The organism is Bacteroides sp. 224, from assembly GCF_010500995.1.
In the GTDB taxonomy this organism is placed as follows: Bacteria; Bacteroidota; Bacteroidia; order Bacteroidales; family Bacteroidaceae; genus Bacteroides.
The window spans coordinates 21,170-40,700 of record NZ_QVMK01000002.1 but is presented as its reverse complement, the minus strand read 5'-3'; the positions used below and the strand labels follow the sequence as shown (position 1 = coordinate 40,700).

The window sequence follows — 19,531 nt, the reverse complement described above, 5'->3', positions numbered from 1 at the left end:
AAATAATGTATCTATGTAATGATTAAAAGTAAAGGCATTATCAACATCGACAATGGTAATGCCGACAAAACAGAGCTGATGGATTCTATTAATGAACTGGAAGATGGCGAATATGGCTATCTCCTTTTCGATAAAGAAAAAAATAAAGCTCTACCTCAATTGAAGTACCTATTTGGAATCGTTTTAAAGCGAATATCTGATGCTCTTCCAGAACATCCGTCAGTAGGTGCCCTATACAGTTACTTTGAGGAGATATATGCTCCAATGAGAACTGATATAATCGCAGGAGAAAAGTACGAATACTTTGACTTGAAAACAGAAAAATCAATTGAGGTGAATGATGTTATCGAGAAAATCATTCGCCATGCTGAAACTGAATGGGGCATAAAAGAAATCCCGGTTAGGGATGAATTGAAAGCTCCGGAAGCAAAAGAAATTTACGCAGGAGCGTATGCTTCCCAGTGGGATAATTATTCTCGGAAAATTTAATATCATTCTTACTAAGATGACGGAACAAGAAAAAAATCTATCTGTATTTGACATTTTCAGTCAAGCACAAGAAACCTTTGAAGAAGCAAAAAAGAAAAGTGCGAGCGAATCTGGTAGTCGCACAAAACATTTCAGAATGACTGCTGATGGCACGTACAGTGTTCGAATCCTTCCTTTGGCCCCAGTAATAGACCAAGATGGCAAAGCTCTTCCTATGGAGCGTAAAGGCTATGAGTATCCAATCAAGGATATGGTTCTGAAAATCATGGGCAAGGACAATAAGGGCAAAGAAAAACCAGTCTATGTTAATATCTGCAATGCTAATTATGCTTTCCCTGATTTAAAATGCGACCTTGTTGACGAATACGTTTCTGTCGCTTCCGAAAAGTACAGCGATGATGAAGCTCTCATTAAGAAGATCAAAGAAAGCAGCTTTAATGGTGGATTAAAATGGAACTCTAACCGTTGTATGTATATTTTGGATGCAGACAAACGTGCAGATGGAATGCAGATTTTAGGTTTATCGTATTCTCAATACAAGGATTTGGAAGACCGAAAAATCAAGCTTTGGGAAAAGTTACTCAAAAAAGGCAAAGCGCCATGTCCTATCTCTTCCATTGAAAATGCGTATTTGGTCGAAATAACACGTAAAACAGAAAAGAAAAAAACGGAATATTCTTTCAATATTGACGCAGTTTCCGACACTGATATTTTGAGTGATGATGAATTGCAATCATTACTTGATGCGCCTCGTTTGCCAGAAGCTCTTTATCGTTATACCCGCTTCCACTTAGAAGCAACTATTGCATTCCTCAAACAGTTTGACGAGAAACTTCAAATAGATGTAATGAGTGAGGAAAGAATTGCTAATTGCATTGACAAGATAAAGATGACTCTCCCAGCTGATGATAACAGTCATTTCACATTTGATGGCAGCGCGTCAGATGCCGTCACTCAAACTGGAGGCAACGGAATTGACGCGTTGTGGGACGCTTTTGATCGCTTAGAAGAAAATGGGTTAGATGACAAATCGGAAGAAGGACAAGACCTTCGTGCAGATATCAAAGAATTCATTGAGGTGAATGATCTTGAAGTGGTATTTTCTCGTAAAAAAACAAATCTTGATTTACTTAAAGAAATCGAAGATGTGTTGGGTGAAGATGATGGACAACAAGATAACCAACCTGCACCTGCCGCAGAACCGGAACCGGAAGGCTCTGACGAAGAACCGGAGAATGAGCCGGAACAAGAACCGGAGCCGGAAAGACCATCACGTTCTGCGCGAGGTCGTAGAAACGAAGACACAAACGAACCTGCTGAACGTCCAGGAAGAACAGATAGACGTAGTGCTCGTCCAGAGAGAAAAAGAAGATAATTAATCCCAATATGGGCACGTCATTAAGTTGGCGTGCCCTAATCCTAAATGATTTATGGTAGAAAACAAAGTACCATGTGCATTATTGATCAATGATGTGCATGTCAGCAAAGATAATATTCCAGAATTTCATAAGAATTGGGACGAGGCTTTATCAATATGTCAAAAGGAGGGGATTCCTGACTTAATCGTTGGAGGTGATTTATGGCAAAGTCGTTCATCGCAAACGTTGAGTACATTATTGGCCGTCCGCGATGCTTTTATGAGAAGCAATAAATTAGGTATTGATGTGACATTATCGGAAGGGAATCACTGTAAGGTTGATCAAGAATCTATTTATGGATACAGTCATGTTTTCGATCAATATCCAGGTGTGTTTGCAATAGATGATGTGAAGTGCTATGATTATGATGATGTTTCACTCTATATAATGAGCTATTTCCCTGAGAACGGAAGCTGTATAGATAGATTAAATTGCATTATCGCCAATCTTGATAAATCTCGTTATAATATATTGTACGCACACCAAGGAATTAATGGAGCGTTGGCTGTAGCCACAGATAATGAATTGCCAACCAAAGCATTTAAAGATTTCGACAAGGTGCTGGTTGGGCATTATCACAATCGTTGTAAAATCAAAAATACAAATATCGAATACATCGGCTCTTCCCGTCAACATAATTTTGGAGAAGATGAAGAGAAGGGGTACACCTTGCTTTATTCCGATGGGAGTACAAAGTTCATCAAAAACAAAGTAAATATTCGCTATAAGGTTTTTGAGCTTACATCTAAGCAAATAAATGATGCAATGCTGGCCGAAGTTACAGTACTTGCTAAAAACCCTCAATACCTCATTAAAACTAAAATCAATTGTAGTGCAGCAGAAGCCTCATTGGTAGATAAAAGCAAATTGCTTTCCGCTGGCGTGTCAAAGATTGATATTGTTACAGATGATGTTCTTCCGGGTGTATGTCAGCAAGCAACACTGGAGTCCAAGTTTGATAAATTAGGTATCAAAAAAGAATACACCAGCTTTTGTGAGCAAAAAGAATTCCTTAATGTTGAATTGGGTCTAAAGTACCTCGATAAAATTAATTGAATATGTGGTCATTAACTAATATAACAGCAGAGAATATAGCAGCATTTAAAGAGCTTGCTTATAACCTTACGCAAGGTGTTACCACCCTTGTATTTGGTAATAATATGGATAATGACTCACAAGGTTCTAATGGGTCGGGAAAATCTGCTTTATTGGAAGCTATTTCGATTGCTTTTACCGGCGAACCTTTAAGGAAAGTCAAGATAGATGAAATAATAAACGATTCATCTGAAAATGCTTTTGTTAAGGCTGTTTTCCACAATAGTTTGTCTGGGGAGGATTTTATTGTTGAAAGAACATTTTATAGGAAAAACCCCCAACAGATTGAGTGTCGTATTTGTAAAAATGGGAAAGAGGTTGAATCAGAAGAAACCAAGCAATCAGGTGTTTCTGAATACAATAAATATATCCTTGGGAAAATTGGCTTATCTAAAGATGATATTTTCAGCAATTTCATTTTAAGTAAACACAAATTCCAATGTTTCCTTTCCAGTCCTGATAAAGACAAAAAGGAGATCATCAACCGTTTCTCGAATGCTATAATTGTCGATGATGCCATTGACGCATTAAACAAAGATTTAGACCCTGAAGTGGGATTGTTGAGAGCAGCTGAACTTAAAGTCTCCTCTATTGAAGGTAGTATTACCGCTATCGAGGAACAAATCGTCAAAGCGAATGACGATGAGGCTGCCAACAAAACAAATAAAGCCCAGCGAAAGAAAGAGCTGGAAGAAGCTGTCGAAAACAAGAAAAAGATTATTGAGGGGGCAAATCTAATGATTAGGTCTCACAAAAATCGTTTGTCAGTATTGGACGACACTTACAATTCAATCATTAACATAGAAGGCGATGAGAGTCTTTCTTTGTTGGATAGCTATAATTCAATTCGGTTGATATTTGAAAAGAACGAAATTGCTGGATTTGAGGATTGGAGTGAGAAATCAAAAGAACTTTCTGACGAATTGGTTGAAATACAGAAAGAACAAGAATTAGTAACCGATAAGGCAGAACAAGCTTTAGTTGAATACGAAAAAGCAAAAAAGGAACTCGAAGTTATTCGTAAAAACTACTTTTCTTTTGAGGCTTTAAATACGGAAAAAGTAAACCAACTCAAAAAAGAACTGTCTCTTGCAAAAGAAAAAGCCGATAAAGCAGAGAGTGAGCTGGAAGACATAAACAAACAGCAACAGCAGATCAAGAAACAAATTACTGAATTAAAAAATAAGATTGCGGGAGAGATTGTTTGTCCTAAATGCAAACACACTTTCGTTCTTGATCCAGATGTTGATATCATAGCAACAAAAGTACTGATTGAAAAATCGGAGAAAAATCTTCAAGTGCTCTCTGGTAAATACACAAAGAAAGAGGCTGATATAAAGGAATTTGCTGATAACAAAACTCAAATTACTTCCAACCAAAAAGAATTGTCAAATGAGTTAGATAAAGAGTATGAAAAGCTTCGAGTAAAGGGCATTGATGTCAATAAACTTAACGAAAATCATCAATCATTAAAAGAAAAAAATGATACTGTTAATGGAAAATTAAAACAGATCGAAGACAAACTTGACCGTGTATTAGATGATATGTTTGACTCTGCGTTTGGCATTGTAGACAGATTGACAAAAGAGTCTGAATCTCAAATTGAACAGCAAGAGCTTAATATTTCGACAAGCAATGGTTCTATTGCTACCTTCCAGAAATCAATAAAAGATTTGGATGTCGTTAAAGAAGAATCTTTGGTCTCTCAGTTGAAAGAAAGCTTAAAAGAGTATGAAAAAAAACTTGAAGAATCTAATTCAGACAAACGTAAGCATGAAGATAAAGTAAATGAGCTAAAAGCACAAGAACGTCGATTTCTTGAATTTAAAACGCATCTGGCAAACAGTAAAATAGATGCCTTGGGAGAAATGACCAATAAATTTTTGGAACAAATTGGGAGTGATATTAGGATTCGTTTCAGTGGCTATACTGTACTAAAAACAGGTAAAGTCCGCGATAAGATTTCTATTTCCCTTATCCGGAACGGTATTGATTGCGGCTCATTTGACAAATTCTCAGAAGGAGAAAAGGCTCGTGTTAACCTGGCCAATATTCTTGCTATGCACAAATTGACTAATGTAAGTTGCGAGGACGGCAAAGGTCTCGACTTATTAGTATTGGATGAAATCTTGGAAGCCACAGATGAATCCGGTTTAGCTAATATATTCGAAGCACTAAATTCCCTCCAGATTACATCATTGGTGGTTAGCCATGGCAACATTGCCGAGAACTACCCACATAGATTAATTGTGAATAAGAAAAACGGTGTATCATTTATAAATGAAAACTAATCATGGAGACAAGGCAGAAAATTCCAAAATAACACGGGATAATGTTCTGGGTTTGGATATTGCAACCCATACAGGATATTATTCAACTCATGGAAGCGGAACTTGGGATTTCTCGGAAAGTATGCGCAGAAACAACAATAAACAGCATAAGGCATTCCGGGACACGCTAATTGAGTTTATAACCAATCATAACATTAAAGTAATTGTCGCAGAGGACGTGAATTGCGGAAGATCAAGTAAAGAGTTCGCGTCATCTCGGAAGTTATCAGAATTCAGAGGCATACTGTTTGAAATATGCGACAGCTTGGATTTGCCAGAGCCAATATTCTTAAACCTCAGAACAGTAAAAAAATGGGCTACTGGAAATGGCAATGCTGACAAAAAGATGATGGTTGATTTTTGCAAAACGCGCTGGAAGACAAACCCGGTGGATGACAATGAAGCAGATGCAACACACATCTTTATGTATTATATAAGGAAATTTAATCTATAAAAGTAAATCGTAATGAGTATAGCGAGACGAAATCGACGAGCACAAGCTCGCGAATCACAGAAACATTTTAATGTCCTTGCAGAATTATTGATGGGTTTCTATGAGTTTTTGGAACAAGAAGAAAAACCATCTAATGAGCAAGTTCGTACAGAATTCAAAATAAGGGAAAAACATTGGAAAGGATACTGCAAAGCCCATCAATTGACTGAAGAAGCATCTCTATTGTTTAACAAAGAGGTAGGCCAGTCGTGGAAGAACAGATATGCGGAGCAACAATCACCGATCCAGAATTAGACCCTAAAGTTGCTGAACGAAGAAATTCATTATTTGAAAAATACGTTACCCCTTACTTAAATATGGTGTATAAGTTGTGCATCAACTACACCTACAATTCAGCTAACGTAGAAGAAAATTACACAGAGGTTCTTGTGAACTTTTATCGTAGAATTGAAACCTACGACCCAAATCGCTCTATACTTACTTGGCTACATATTGTCACTAAACGGCAAATTGCCGAAATAGAGAGGAAAAGAAAACAACTTGATATTAACAACTATGATCAGGACATTGAAATGTACGCTGATTCTGTTTTTAGTGATAGCGAAGTAAGTGGAAATACGATGGGTGTCGATAATTATAAAGAATTATACAACGATGACATTCTCTCTGTTTTAAACGGGATGAAAAGTATTCATAGAGATGCTTTTCTCCTTCAGGAAGCAGGTTATTCATTGAAAGAAATAGCTGAAATTGAGTTTAAGAAGGGGACATTAAAATCTCGCAATATAGAAACGGTTAAAAGTAGATTATTCCTTGCTCGTCAACATCTAAAGAATCACCTAACAAGAGATGGCAAGAGAAAGACAAATTAAACAAGTAATGACCGTTTATACGGAGATAGTGACCCGGTTGGTTGATAAGTCCTTCCGTTTTTCGCAAGGAGGTATAACCATCCGCGCTATCTCCAAATTTTTAGACGAATTCGAAAAAGAATACGGAATAATTACAAAAGAGCGTCTTGTAGATTTCTGTATATGTGCAGCTCATACTTTTCGGGAAAGGGAAAAGTGGACCATACAGCAAGTTTTTGGCCCAAAATCACAAACCCGATTTAGAGAGTCTAAGCAAGGAAAGGTGTATTACGAAGATAATTGGTTGTCCGAAGCTCAATTAACAAGGGATTATTTATACAACCTAATAGCTGACAGAAAAGAGCATCCACAGGCAAAATACATTCATGTTTTGTCTGAAGAGAGCACTAAAAAGAGACTGTTAAACCAAAAGATTGGGTACTTGCTTTGCCAGACATCCACACTTGGTTGGAGCCCTGTTTCAGAAACGTGTGAACAGTGTAATTTCCAACAGGATTGTAAGAAGGAAACGCAAAGTAAGTATCCCGAACTTTATCGAATTCGTTTAGAATATGGCAAACCAAAAGAATAATGTGTTAACGCCGGAGTTTCTTATGGACCTGTTTATGACCTGTATGGAAAACGACTACATACTTGGGGTTGTTTCAGAGCATTTAAAAAAAGAATATCTTCCAGACCGGGACTTTCAGGCATTGCATAATTATCTCTGTGAGTATTTTCAATCATACAAAAAATCTCCATCATATAGCGTTTTGAAACAAATGATGGTGAGCAATAGAGGTGCATCCATATTATTAGAAGATATTTATGACACTGCTTCTCCAATAGAATCTGAAGTTCTATTAGAGCAGTTAGAAGAATATATTAAGCAAGTAAGGTTCCAAAAAATGTATCAGGAAGTTGGAAAACTTTTCGTACAACAAGATCATAAAGGCTCTTCTGATAAAATGCACGAATACGTTGACTGGGTTAACTCGTTCAGTTTGAGGTCATCGGAATTCATTGATGTGTTGGGAACATTTGGACAAAGATTCAAAGCAAACAGGCAAAGACATAATTCAGAAAACAAATTATCTCCGATTACCAGATTTTACATAGATGACCTTGATGTAATGAATGAAGGCAGGGAACTAAGAACACAGCTGTCCTGTTTTCTTGCACCTACCGGAGTTGGTAAAAGTCATGCGGCCAGATGGATTGGAAAATGCGCTTGTCAAATCGATGGGCTCAATGTTCTCCATTTTCAGTTAGAAGGAAGTGAAGATGAAGTTGCTAATGCTTATTCCGCATCATTGGTTGCTTGCAACACATTTCGTTATGAAACTGGCACATTGCGTGATGCGGATATCGCCAAAATGGAAGAAATGATTCAATCTGTATCCGGGGCGTTGTTTGTTAAGTCTTATCCAAAATTCAATACCAAAGTTTCTACCATTGATGTAAAAAATGGTATTGGCGAATTTAGGAAAAGATATGGTATTAACCCAGATGTGGTGATAATTGATTCGATAGACTTGCTTACTGATTCCAGCGGCAAAAAATGGAGCGAGAATGGCACCCGGCATCAAAGAATAGCTGTGGCTAATGATTTGAAAGATTTAGCTGCGGACGAGAAAGTTTGGATGGTCGGAACATATCAAGCGACTATAGAAAATAGGGACTGGCTGAATGATGAGAAAAATGTTCTTACCGAATATAATTGCGCTGAAGCGAAAGGTCTGGCTCGTCCAATGACACATCTGATTACTTTAAATCAGAGCGACCGAGAAAGAAAAGAACGAGTTATGCGGCTCTATGTTGCTAAAAGTCGTTTTTTTGAAAAAGGAGAGCCATTTAAAATTGCAACAGACTACAACTCCGAACAATTTTATGATCCTGTTAGAACACTAAATCTCAACAAAGTAAATTAGTTGCATTATGGTTATTACGAAACAAGATAGAGAGCATCTTATTAGTGAATTGTCAATAGAGTTGCACGCTAAACCTGATGGGGGTAATAAAAATCTTATTGCTCCCAGATGCCCTTATTGCGGCAAAGAAGGTGGAAAATTTGGCATATATATTGGCAAAGAAACTGATAAGAAAAAGCTGTTTGTTAGTCACTGTTTTTCGTGTGGGCATACAACAAAAGACATCAATCAACTACTGGAAGATATTGGCCGTTCGGATTTGAAACTGGTTGAAACTGCTGATTTTCGACCAATAACTGAACAAAACCCTTTCTTTCAGTTGGATGATGAAAACGAAATTGACGATGAGTTATCTGTTGTAGAAATGCCTGAAGGGTGGAAGAAATGCTTTAAGAATCCTTACCTAAAAGAACGTGGATTTACAAGCGATGACTATGATTATTTCCCAGTTGGCACTACGCGTGGTTTGAATTTTAAATTTGAGAATTATGTAGTATTCCCCATTATTGATAATGGTGATATTGTAGGGTATATATCAAGACATATCTGGTCGAAAGATAAAATTGAAGACTACAACCGGAAAGCAAGACGAGCTGGTAAATATGAAATCAGGCGATACAACAACAGTATGGAAAATGATTTTTCAAAACTATTGTATAACTACGATAGTGTGATTGAAGATGAAACAGACACTGTAATCATTGTTGAAGGAGTATTTGATGTTGTTGCTTTGACTCGTAAGCTTGAATTGTATGACAATGAGCGAGTTGCCGTTGTTGCGACTTTCGGAAAGAAAATCTCACAAACTCAAATCTACAAACTACAAACAAAGGGTGTAAAAACCGTTGTTCTCGGATATGATGGTGATGCAGTTGAGGCTATAAATAACACTGCAATGCAGTTGAATGAGTATTTCGACACTTTTATAGCGTATATTGACCTTCCAGATGCCGATTTTGATAGTATGGATTTTTGGGATATTTATGATGTCTTTTCTTCAAACTTAAAGACCCCAGTGGAATATAAATTAAACACTATTCAGTTATGAAAGAATTGATAGAATGGTTGATCACTAATAAGGTTTCATATAAAGTGATTGATGATGAAGTAATTGAAATAATCGGTTTTGGAAAAATGTTTTTTGAAGATACCGATAAAATCCAATCTATTTTTAAAAAAAATAAAGATGGCGCTCTGGTATTTAACAGCATGGAACAGCCATCTGTATTAATTGAAGAAGGTATTAATTATGCTGTTTTTAAATTTGGCAATAATTTCTATTATACAGATTTACGCAAAGATTTCAAGCTTAATATTCTAAAGTATATTGGTGAAAAAGTACCACCATCACAACAGTTTGAATATGCAAACTTGGGTATCCACACCCCCTATGAATTGCTTAATGGAAGCTTTATGCCGAAGTCATGGGTAGAAAAAGCACAATTTTGCAGACATCCTGGTATTGGAATATGTGACCAGAATACCATGGCTGCCTGCTTTAACCTTCAAAAAGAATGTGAAGCGAAAAACCTAAAATTTGTCTTTGGGTATTCGTTGAATTTCATTGAAGGTGAAAACAAAATTGGAGCTAAAGTCTATGTGCAGACGCAGAAAGGGCTGCAAAATCTGTTGAGAATTCAAAAGGCTATTATGGTCGATAGTTCTGATAAAACTATTCAATTTGATGAGCTTATTCGTCGCGGTGATGGAAATATTATTGTTTTAAATAAATATTCTTCTTTTTGGATTAAAGACAATAAGGAAGCTGTCTGGGATTTACAAGACAATTTCATTGATGTTTTCTTTCAGGTTGATTTATCAGAATATAAGGCTGAGAGGATTGATGTTAAAGTCTTGAACGCAGCTAAACTATATTTTGATGAAATATATCAAGATAAAGAATTCGATCTTCCACCAGTACTTCTGACCGATTGTTATTATCTCGACCGAGATGATGCAAAGAATAAAATCATTTTAAACAAAGTCGCAGAAGGCGCTGCTCACGAACAAAGTGAGGAACAGTTTTACAAAGATGTTGATGATCATTACAGTTTGTTTGAGCAATTGTTTGATAGTGAAAAATGGGATATTCCAGCATTATTTCAAGAATGTTGTGATAACTCAATGGATATACTGGAAAACGCAAATGCCCGGTTTGACAATACTCGAAATTTCATGCCTAAATATGACCTGACTCTGGAAGAAGCCAGGAAATATGGAAGTGCTCATAATATGTTTAATCAACTTTTAGATGAAGGGTTTGAGCGATTGGTGCCGAAAGGTAAAGAAGAACAGTACCGGAAACAAATGGAATATGAAAAATATATCATTGAGTCTACAAACAATGTAGACTACCTTCTTGTGCAGTATGACACATGCAACTGGGCAAGACAAAATGGTATATTGGTAGGGTGTGGCCGTGGGTCAGCTGCTGGTTCACTACTGTTATTTTTGTTAGGCATAACTTTAATTGATCCGATAAAATACGACTTGATTTTTGAACGATTTCTTCTTCCGGAAAGAGCGGGTTTGTATCCCTCTGAAACAACTATTATATCTGAGGATATTTCATCGAACGATTTCATTGAAATCACTCTTGAAAACGGAAAAACAATCAAAGTAGATAAGGATGCCGAATTAATCGTAAAGAGAGAAGCGGAACATGATTCAATAGTAGTATATGCTGATGAGATACAGGAAGGGGATGATATTCTGTTTGACAACAGAGATGTTTTATTTACCATAAATGAGTTATAAACCATGATAACAATTACAGATGAAATGAAAGAAGCGTTGGATTTGATTAATAATACAAATTCGACAATATATATAACAGGAAAAGCGGGTACTGGAAAGACGACTCTGTTGAGGTATATAAAAGAAACAGTTCAAAAACAGTTTCTTATAGCCGCTCCAACCGGCGTTGCAGCTATAAATGCAGGTGGTGTAACTCTTCATAGTTTGTTCAATATCCCATTTGGACCTATAAATCCTTATACAAGTATCAAATCAACCATAAGTCAGGAAAAAGCGGAAATACTTAATTCAATGGAGGTTCTTGTTATTGATGAAATCAGCATGGTACGCCCTGATGTATTAGATTTCATAAATAGGAGATTGCAAATATGTAGAAACTGCTCTCTTCCTTTTGGTGGGGTTCAGGTCATCATGTTTGGAGACCTATTTCAATTGCCACCAGTTGTTCTTGATGATGAAAAATCTATCTTATTGCAGTTTTACAGTGGGATTTACTTTTTCTATGCAAAAGCATTCCAAGAGAATGGTTTTCACATAGTAGAGCTAAATCGCATATTTCGACAATCAGAACCGAGATTCATTGAACTTTTGAATAATATTCGTGAATACAAGATCACTAATAGTGATTTAGAAGAATTGGAAGAGCTGAGAAATAAAAAGATTAGTGACAAATTTGACAACCAATACATTCATATCTGCACTCATAAAAAGGACGTTCAGAATATCAATGAAACTATGTTGGGAGAGCCGACTCATACATTTTATGCAGAGGTTGAAGGTGATTTCTCATTAAATAGCGCTCCATGTGATCGCAAACTTATGGTTAGAAAGGACGCACGTGTTATGATACTGGTAAATGATCGATTCCAACAGTATTGTAATGGCACACTTGGGGTAGTTGAAAGCATTGATGATAAGACTATAGTTATAAAATTAGATAATGGATCAACTGTTGGAATCTCAAAATGCAAGTGGGTAACTTATGAATATAAGATGGAAGATGGAGAAATAACAGCAAAAGAAAAAGGTAGCTGCACGCAGTTTCCTATCACTTTAGCGTGGGCCATTACTATTCATAAGAGCCAAGGGTTAACTTTTGATCGTGTGGTTATACACACCCAAGGTGTTTTCTGTCCAGGGCAAATTTATGTAGCTTTAAGTCGATGCAGGACACTGGAAGGCATTGTTTCGGATACCTTTATTGATAAACGACACATTATTCCAGATTATGAATTACTTCAATTTGAAAAAGCTTATAAAAAAGCAAATAACTTTTTTAACAGTAGTTGTATGAAAACATAGAATGAAAGAAGTTTGGAAAGATATTCCTGAATATGAAGGATACTATCAAGTAAGTAATAATGGTAACGTTAGAAGTGTTGATAGGTATGTTGACAAAAGTGATGGGACAATTCAGTTTTGTAAAGGAAGGGTACTAACACCATTTAAAGGCGCAACATGCAACTATTTAAGCATTCAATTAAGCAAGTACAACTGTACACATAAATTTTTGATACATAGGCTGGTGGCTATTGTGTTTTTAGAGTTAGATACAAATTCAAAATTAGAAGTCAATCATAAAAATGGAGTAAGATTTGACAATAGAGCCGCCAATTTAGAGGTTGTTACGCATCAGGTAAACATAGATCATTCGGTAGCAAACATGCTTAAAAATGATTATGGAGAATTAAGTACTAATGCAAAGCTGACAAATCAACAAGCTGCTGAAATCAGGGAACAACACTCCAAGGGTGTTTTGCAAAAAGACTTAGCTGCAACTTATGGTGTCCATAAGCAAACAATATGTAACATAGTTAACAATAAAACTTATTTCAAATGAAAATTTTAAATGTAAAACAAATTAAAAGTACGAAGTCGGTCAATGTTCTTGATTGCTTCGTTGATGGAGGGTATTTGCAGGGAGCCAATGGCTCCCTGCCGTAAGGTCGGATGTAGATATTGATTTTCAGTCAGATAGAAGGGGTGAAATAAAAGAATATATTGAAACCCGTTATAATTATAATGGAAAGCAACGTGTATTCTCAGCAGGAACATTGACTACATTGAAAGTAAAAGCGGTATTGAAAGATGTTGGGCGAACAAAACGTATACCCCCACAATTGGTTAATTATCTAACAGCTATATTTGATGATGACAAATGTGATTTTACAGGCATATTCAAGTTAGCAGCTGAAAACAGAAAGGTTGCTAAGTTCGTTGAAGATTACCCTGATTTATTTGAAGATATTCGAACATTAATGTTTCAGCCACGTTCAGCTTCAATTCACGCATCGGCCCTACTTGTAACGCCAGACGAAAAGGATGGGGAGAGTGCGGAATGTTTTGATTTTATCCCCATCAAAAAAGTTGACGGAATTTTAGTTTCTGAGAATGATGGCTATGAGTTGGATGAGCTTGGCTTATTGAAAAATGACTGCTTGGCCACAAAAGAACTATCTAAGCTGCAATCAACAATGAATATCTGTAACCGTGAATATGGAACAAACTTATCATTAGAATTAATTGCAACAAGCGATTTAGATAACGCAAAAGCTTACGAGCTATTGGCGCAAGGATTTACACAAAACGTTTTCCAGTTTGCTTCAAGGGGGATGACTAAATTCTTGGTTAGCATGAAACCTACGTGCATCAATGACCTAATTGCAGCGAACGCATTGTATCGTCCAGCCACCTTAGAAAATGGATCAACAGAAGCATATATTGATTGTAAGAGTGGGTTAGTGGCTCCGACATATCTTTGGGGGACTTACAATGCACTGAAGGACACTTATGGTTTGATTACTTATCAGGAACAGGTGGTTTTAATCTCCAGAGAAGTCGGTGATTTCTCTCTTGGAGATGGTGTGAAGCTGGTAAAGCTAATTTCAAAAAAGAAGACAGATAAAATTCAAGAAATGAAAAGCAAGTTCATGGAAGGCGCTAAGAAAAATGGTTGCCCAAATGAAGATGCAATCGCTCTCTGGAATCAAATTGAGGCATGTGGAAGCTATTTATTTAATAAATCACATGCTACCGCTTATGCAGTAACATCTTATGTAGGAGCTTTCCTTAAAGCAAATTACCCAACTGCATTTTATACAGTGGCTTTACAGTGGGCTGATGACGATGAACTTGTTACATTAATGGGGGAAATGGAAGCGTGTAGCAATGCGAAAGTTGTACCTCCAGATATAAATGTTAGTGAAGAAAAATTTTACACTGATTATGCCTCCAATTCTATTTTCTGGTCTTTGTCACGTATAAAACAACTTGGGACAAAGGCGGTAAGTTGGATTGTTGGGGAACGCAATAAAAATGGGGATTTCACCAGTATTGAAAATTTTATAGATCGAGTTTTCAAATACAAGTTGAAAAAATATGAATACTGGGATGATCCGGATAATGAAGATGAAGTGGAGAGATGTCCAGTTAATGCCAGACATGTTTCTAATCTTATTTTGGCTGGATGTTTCGACAAGATAGAGAAAGCAGAATCAGTTGTTGAACGCTACGCCATACTTGAAAAAGCAGCAAATCGATTAGGGTTTGAGATTAAAGAAAAAGATATTCCGATTGAAATGAGAAACAAGCATTATTTCTGGTCACAGCAACAGGTGAAAGTTTCAGGAATCGGAGCTATTGATTACAAACGTATTTATGATAACTCAGAAGCAAAAACTGCTATTAGAGGAAAAGCTTCCTATTCTACCTTACAGGGAATAGCCCCATTAGAAGAAGAGGGTAAAAAAGTAGCAATTTGTGCGACTATTGTAGAAATCGAAGAAAAAAAATTCAAAAATAAGAAAACAGGAGACACTGAAACATTTTGTAAAATGGTGTTACAGCAAAATAATGACACTTGCGAATGTGTTATTTGGCCTGGCGAATATGCTGACAATAGAGGGAAACTATTGAATGCAAAAGACAAATTGATAATATTCTCGGCTATCGTAAAGTACAGCGATTATTCGGGAAAGAATAGTTTACAGTTTACTAAAAATTCGATTGTAGAAGTATTATGAAATTAGGAATTATCGCAATTGTAGGCCCATCTGGGGCTGGTAAAACATTGGCAACGCAAATTCTCAAAAAGAAAGCTGGGGTTCCAGACATCGTGTCTTATACAACACGTCCAATGAGAGAAGGGGAAACAAATGGAGTTGAACATCATTTTGTATCTGAGAAAGACATGCCGGACATGCTTGAAATGATGGCGTACACATATTATGGTGGTTATCATTATTGGGCAACTTTCAGCCAAGTTCCAGATGATTCATTATGTGTCTATGTAGTTGATGAAAAAGGGTTGAAAGACTTGATATACGCTAATTTTACAGAAATACATGCCGTATATATTGACCGTAACAATGAGAAAATTGCAGCAAGCGTTGCAAAGGAAAGAATTGAAAGAGACTCGAATAGAATTCAAGTAAATGATCTGTTATACAAACATGTGATTGAAAATAACGGAACAGTAGAAGAATTTGAAGAAAAATTATTATTAATGGTTGAAAATATTTAAGTTATGGCTGCACCAAAAGAAGAAGCAACAGTATTAGTAGCATTTACATTAGACTTTGAAACTGGAGGATTAAAATGTCAAACTGCGGCATGTACTCAAATCTCTATTCATGCAACAAGATTGGATACATTTGAGCGTCTTGATTCCTATATGAGCTACATTCAGCCATACGATCAAAAGGAAGTTAAAGGAGTGGGGGCTAAAAGGAAAGTATTAAAAAGCAAACATGATGTACCTGAAAGCAATCCTATGGAGTATGACGCAAAAGCTTTGACATATTCAGCTATTACAATGGATATGCTTTATGGGATGGGTAAAAATATTGAGGTTGTGGCCGCTGAAGTTATTGAGTTTATAAAACGTAATACTCCAGAGAAAACTCCAAAGAATATGAAGCCATTTTTAATTGGGCAAAATGTCGGATTTGACGTTGGTTTTTTGCAACAAATGATGGCTTATGCAGGATTGACTGGAGAGTTGTCAAAACTACTTCGCGGACAAGCTGATTTCTATGGCAATTTTCAGCCGTTAGCGTTGGACACAATTTCGCTTGGTCAATTAGCGATGTGTCATATTCCTAATATGAATTCATACAAATTAGAAATCATGTGTGAAAGATTGGGGATTGAATTGGACGACGCTCACGATGCCGACGCTGACGTATCTGCAACTACAAATGTAGTCAGTGTTCTCACCCAAAGACTAAGAAGTGTCGGTGGAACAATACCCGGAGAATCATTAGCTATTTCCAAGACAGAGAAAAGTAGAAAGCATTTTAAAATATGATTCTAATATGATGGACGAAAAAAAACAAATTGTGAACACAGAAGATGAACACACTGTTGAATTCAAAATGATAACAGATAGAACAGTGTGTGCTATTGTAAATGACGAAATAAATCAAACATTAATAGAAATATCCGGATATGACCTTATGATAAATTTCAATATGGAATATATTAACAGTGTTGAGGATGTTGAAGCTGCTGTTAGTGGAATCGCTGATTTATTTAGAAAAGAAATCATGTCCAAATTATTGGAACACAAAAAACAAAATAGTTAGATATACACTATTCATATTCAGAAAGGCCCTGACTTTTCAGGGCTTTATTTGTATTATGGATAATGGAAAATAACGAAATAAATTCTTCTCTTACAGACCAAGAACTTGTATTCTGCGAGCTATTTGTAAATGGATGCGCACCTTATTGTGGCAATGCGCCTAAATGTTACGAAGAGGCATTCAATATCACTTCTACAACTTCAGCCGGAAAAGCGAAAAGGCTTCTTTCTCAAAAACATATTAAAAACCACATAGAAGAGCTTGAGTCTTTAAGCTATGAAGAAGCTAAGCACATGAAAAAAAGATTAACAGAAAATCTTTTTAAAATAATAGAAGAAACTTCTACAGCGGAATATACAGACCGACGAGGAACAAAACTCTCCCCAGCTCCATTACGAAGTGTTGCCGTACAAGCAACGAAAGCGCTTATGGATTTACATCCTATTAAAGAAGCAAATGTCAGTAAACTCAACATTGAGGGCACTGGTGAGGGTGGCATTGTATTTAATGTTATCGTTCCCACTCCAGAAAAATTACAAAAAGAAACTGAAGATAACTAACATATAAATTTAAACTAAAATGACACTGAATTAAATGGATTTGGGAACTGTAATCGCCACTGTGGTTGGCTTGATTGGCGGGAATATTACTGCTTTTATGTTTTTTCCTCAAATGAGAAAAACAAAAAATATTGAAAATGAAGCCAAGCAATCAGAAGAGTGGAAAAAGCTATACGATGAAACAAAATCCGAAATCAAAGAATTGAATGAAAAAATTGATTCTCTCTATTCTAAAATAGAAGAACATAGAGATGAGAAAGTTGAATTGCATAAAGAGATAAAAAAATTAGTGGTAGACAACACAAGGCTGGCAATTTTAAAATGTGAAGTTCCTGCTTGTCTAAAAAGAACACCACCTACAGGATTTTAATTAAAGATTATGAAAAAAGGAGATAAGGTTATAATCATTCCTTCAAAGGAATTAACAGAAATGAAACTGGATGAACTTTGCGGACGAGAAGTAATTGTCGATGAAGTATTAGATTCAGAAAATCGCAAAATGAAAGGTTGTTGGGTCACTTTGATTGGAGAGCCTTTTGAGGATGAATTAGAATGGTTTGTTCCTCTTAGTTCAATTGTATAGCTATAAAGACTATGAATGAAACTATTATTAAAAAGAATTGCGAGAACAGACGGGTACACTATCGGAAAACTGTACATTGATGGGGTTTATTTTTGCGATACACTGGAGGACAAAGATAGAGGACTAACCCAAAACATGTCACTTGCAGAAATCGCTCAGAAGAAAATAAAACGAGAAACAGCTATTCCGGCGGGGACATATAAAATAACACTGGAGGTTGTAAGTCCTAAATATTCAACTCGTGATGCGTATAAATTTTGTGGGGGCAAATTACCTCGTTTGCTAAATGTTCCAGGATACGATGGGATTTTGATTCATATTGGGAATTACCCTAAAGATACAGAGGGTTGTCTTTTAGTAGGAGCCAATAACGTAAAGGGTGCTGTGATGAATTCAACGGCAACATTTAAAAAATTGTACGAAACTCTATTGAAAGATAGATACAACTTAACAATAACAATAGAATGAAAAAAACAGTAATACTATTATTTCTCGTTTGCTTGTCGTTGTCTGGATGTCGCACACTGAAAAATAATGAAACCTCATACAATGAGGTGGAAAATACTATACAAGAAACTGAATCAGACAAACATGAGGAGGAATTTTTGACGAAAAATACAACAGAGGAAACTGAAAAGAGCACCAGAGAGGAAACTGAAAAGACGGAAGCTTTGATAGAGCACACCACGGATTTTTATGAACCTACTTTAGAAAGCCCTAAAGGTGGAGCGCCAAAATCAACAACGACAAAAATTTATGTCACAAATGAAAAGGCTCTCAAAGAGGCTCAGGAAAAAGCAATAAAAGAAACAGAGGAAAAATATGAAAAACTTTTATCTGAAAAAAACAAGATCATAGAAAGTAAAGATAAAGAGATAGAATTACTTGAGTCTTCAATAAGTGAAAAGGACTCCAGATTAATTCAAAAAACAGAATGGTTTTGGGTGTCTCTTGCTTTTTCTACTGTTTTGATTCTTGCATTTATAATCATGTGTTCATATAAAAAGTTGAAGAGTGGCGGTCTGTTTAAAAAATTATTTTCCAATTCTTAAACCCTGATTGTTTTACAGAGCTATTCATAAATAAAAAGAATTATGGATTTATATATCAAAGACAGATTTTACATCCCTCAGATGTTTCCCCAGCAAGGCAAGTTTACAGAGTTTAACTTGAAGCGTGGCATTATTGCAAAAATTGCGATCACGAAAAAGGACAAAAAGGAATATTCGATTATAGAACACCCGGAAGACGGAAAAATTGAATGGGATTCTAAAAAAGATTTTGAATGCCCGTTAGCTGTGGAGTTTTCGAAAGAGGAAATTGATTATTTGAAGAAATCCTGTGAAAGCCTTGTCGAAACTGCTTTCCCGGATGATTTCTGGCTGACAGTTGAGAAAATATATGATGCAGCGAATTCTTAAAAATCTTGTTTCGTAACATATAAGAAAAGACGTGTCACCTTAATATGGCACGTCTTT

23 protein-coding genes are annotated in these 19,531 nt (G+C 36.1%); all 23 read left to right on the top strand.

What is annotated here, in order from left to right; translation table 11 throughout:
* Positions 1-18: 18 nt before the first annotated feature.
* The 23 genes from D0T60_RS01510 to D0T60_RS01400 all read left to right on the top strand — a co-directional run bounded on the left by D0T60_RS01510 (position 19) and on the right by D0T60_RS01400 (position 19,474).
* Positions 19-489, top strand: a complete 471-nt coding sequence (locus tag D0T60_RS01510) for a hypothetical protein (RefSeq protein ID WP_163216384.1) — start codon at positions 19-21, stop codon at positions 487-489.
* Between the two features lie 16 nt (positions 490-505).
* Entirely contained in the window at positions 506-1,864 is a 1,359-nt protein-coding gene (locus tag D0T60_RS01505; RefSeq protein ID WP_163216383.1) for a hypothetical protein, read from the top strand.
* Positions 1,865-1,919: 55 nt separating this feature from the next.
* Positions 1,920-2,963 carry a phosphoesterase gene (locus D0T60_RS01500; protein ID WP_163216382.1) on the top strand — a complete coding sequence of 348 codons (1,044 nt, stop codon included), beginning with the start codon at positions 1,920-1,922 and terminating at the stop codon, positions 2,961-2,963.
* A 2-nt stretch (positions 2,964-2,965) separates the two neighbouring features.
* On the top strand, positions 2,966-5,293 hold the full coding sequence (locus D0T60_RS01495; RefSeq protein WP_163216381.1) for an AAA family ATPase: 2,328 nt from the start codon (positions 2,966-2,968) through the stop codon (positions 5,291-5,293).
* Positions 5,283-5,786 carry a hypothetical protein gene (locus tag D0T60_RS01490; protein ID WP_163216380.1) on the top strand — a complete coding sequence of 168 codons (504 nt, stop codon included), beginning with the start codon at positions 5,283-5,285 and terminating at the stop codon, positions 5,784-5,786. The genes D0T60_RS01495 and D0T60_RS01490 overlap by 11 nt, the downstream gene beginning before the upstream one ends.
* Positions 5,787-5,798: 12 nt before the next feature.
* Positions 5,799-6,080 carry a hypothetical protein gene (locus D0T60_RS01485; protein ID WP_163216379.1) on the top strand — a complete coding sequence of 94 codons (282 nt, stop codon included), beginning with the start codon at positions 5,799-5,801 and terminating at the stop codon, positions 6,078-6,080.
* Positions 6,035-6,658, top strand: coding sequence for an RNA polymerase sigma factor (locus tag D0T60_RS01480; protein ID WP_370524361.1), 624 nt, complete (start codon positions 6,035-6,037; stop codon positions 6,656-6,658). Before D0T60_RS01485 ends, D0T60_RS01480 begins: the two co-directional genes overlap by 46 nt.
* Positions 6,636-7,229 (top strand): hypothetical protein, encoded by a 594-nt coding sequence (locus D0T60_RS01475; RefSeq protein ID WP_239059473.1) that lies wholly within the window; start codon positions 6,636-6,638, stop codon positions 7,227-7,229. The genes D0T60_RS01480 and D0T60_RS01475 overlap by 23 nt, the downstream gene beginning before the upstream one ends.
* A complete protein-coding gene (locus tag D0T60_RS01470) occupies positions 7,210-8,568 on the top strand; it encodes a DnaB-like helicase C-terminal domain-containing protein (protein ID WP_163216378.1) in 1,359 nt (452 codons plus the stop codon). Before D0T60_RS01475 ends, D0T60_RS01470 begins: the two co-directional genes overlap by 20 nt.
* Positions 8,569-8,575: 7 nt before the next feature.
* Positions 8,576-9,616 (top strand): toprim domain-containing protein, encoded by a 1,041-nt coding sequence (locus D0T60_RS01465; RefSeq protein ID WP_163216377.1) that lies wholly within the window; start codon positions 8,576-8,578, stop codon positions 9,614-9,616.
* Positions 9,613-11,325 (top strand): PHP domain-containing protein, encoded by a 1,713-nt coding sequence (locus tag D0T60_RS01460; RefSeq protein ID WP_163216376.1) that lies wholly within the window; start codon positions 9,613-9,615, stop codon positions 11,323-11,325. The genes D0T60_RS01465 and D0T60_RS01460 overlap by 4 nt, the downstream gene beginning before the upstream one ends.
* A gap of 3 nt (positions 11,326-11,328) precedes the next feature.
* Positions 11,329-12,627 (top strand): ATP-dependent RecD-like DNA helicase, encoded by a 1,299-nt coding sequence (locus D0T60_RS01455; RefSeq protein ID WP_163216375.1) that lies wholly within the window; start codon positions 11,329-11,331, stop codon positions 12,625-12,627.
* A gap of 1 nt (position 12,628) precedes the next feature.
* Complete coding sequence (locus D0T60_RS01450; RefSeq protein ID WP_163216374.1) at positions 12,629-13,165, top strand: NUMOD4 domain-containing protein; 537 nt, start codon at positions 12,629-12,631, stop codon at positions 13,163-13,165.
* A 118-nt stretch (positions 13,166-13,283) separates the two neighbouring features.
* Positions 13,284-15,347 (top strand): DNA polymerase III subunit alpha, encoded by a 2,064-nt coding sequence (locus D0T60_RS01445; protein WP_163216591.1) that lies wholly within the window; start codon positions 13,284-13,286, stop codon positions 15,345-15,347.
* Positions 15,344-15,847: a guanylate kinase gene (locus tag D0T60_RS01440; protein ID WP_163216373.1), complete on the top strand. Its 504-nt coding sequence runs from the start codon at positions 15,344-15,346 to the stop codon at positions 15,845-15,847. Before D0T60_RS01445 ends, D0T60_RS01440 begins: the two co-directional genes overlap by 4 nt.
* Before the next feature lie 3 nt (positions 15,848-15,850).
* Positions 15,851-16,633: a PolC-type DNA polymerase III gene (locus D0T60_RS01435; RefSeq protein WP_163216372.1), complete on the top strand. Its 783-nt coding sequence runs from the start codon at positions 15,851-15,853 to the stop codon at positions 16,631-16,633.
* A gap of 7 nt (positions 16,634-16,640) precedes the next feature.
* Positions 16,641-16,910, top strand: a complete 270-nt coding sequence (locus tag D0T60_RS01430) for a hypothetical protein (protein ID WP_163216371.1) — start codon at positions 16,641-16,643, stop codon at positions 16,908-16,910.
* Positions 16,911-16,972: 62 nt separating this feature from the next.
* Positions 16,973-17,470 carry a terminase small subunit gene (locus tag D0T60_RS01425; protein ID WP_163216370.1) on the top strand — a complete coding sequence of 166 codons (498 nt, stop codon included), beginning with the start codon at positions 16,973-16,975 and terminating at the stop codon, positions 17,468-17,470.
* A gap of 34 nt (positions 17,471-17,504) precedes the next feature.
* The gene (locus D0T60_RS01420; RefSeq protein WP_163216369.1) at positions 17,505-17,840 is read left to right on the top strand and encodes a hypothetical protein; all 336 of its coding nucleotides are present in this window, start codon (positions 17,505-17,507) and stop codon (positions 17,838-17,840) included.
* Positions 17,841-17,849: 9 nt separating this feature from the next.
* Positions 17,850-18,053 (top strand): hypothetical protein, encoded by a 204-nt coding sequence (locus D0T60_RS01415; RefSeq protein ID WP_163216368.1) that lies wholly within the window; start codon positions 17,850-17,852, stop codon positions 18,051-18,053.
* A 15-nt stretch (positions 18,054-18,068) separates the two neighbouring features.
* Entirely contained in the window at positions 18,069-18,521 is a 453-nt protein-coding gene (locus D0T60_RS01410; protein ID WP_163216367.1) for a DUF5675 family protein, read from the top strand.
* Positions 18,518-19,105, top strand: a complete 588-nt coding sequence (locus tag D0T60_RS01405; RefSeq protein ID WP_163216366.1) for a hypothetical protein — start codon at positions 18,518-18,520, stop codon at positions 19,103-19,105. Before D0T60_RS01410 ends, D0T60_RS01405 begins: the two co-directional genes overlap by 4 nt.
* 42 nt (positions 19,106-19,147) lie before the next feature.
* Positions 19,148-19,474, top strand: a complete 327-nt coding sequence (locus D0T60_RS01400; RefSeq protein WP_163216365.1) for an RNA-binding protein — start codon at positions 19,148-19,150, stop codon at positions 19,472-19,474.
* The last annotated feature ends 57 nt before the right edge of the window (positions 19,475-19,531 follow it).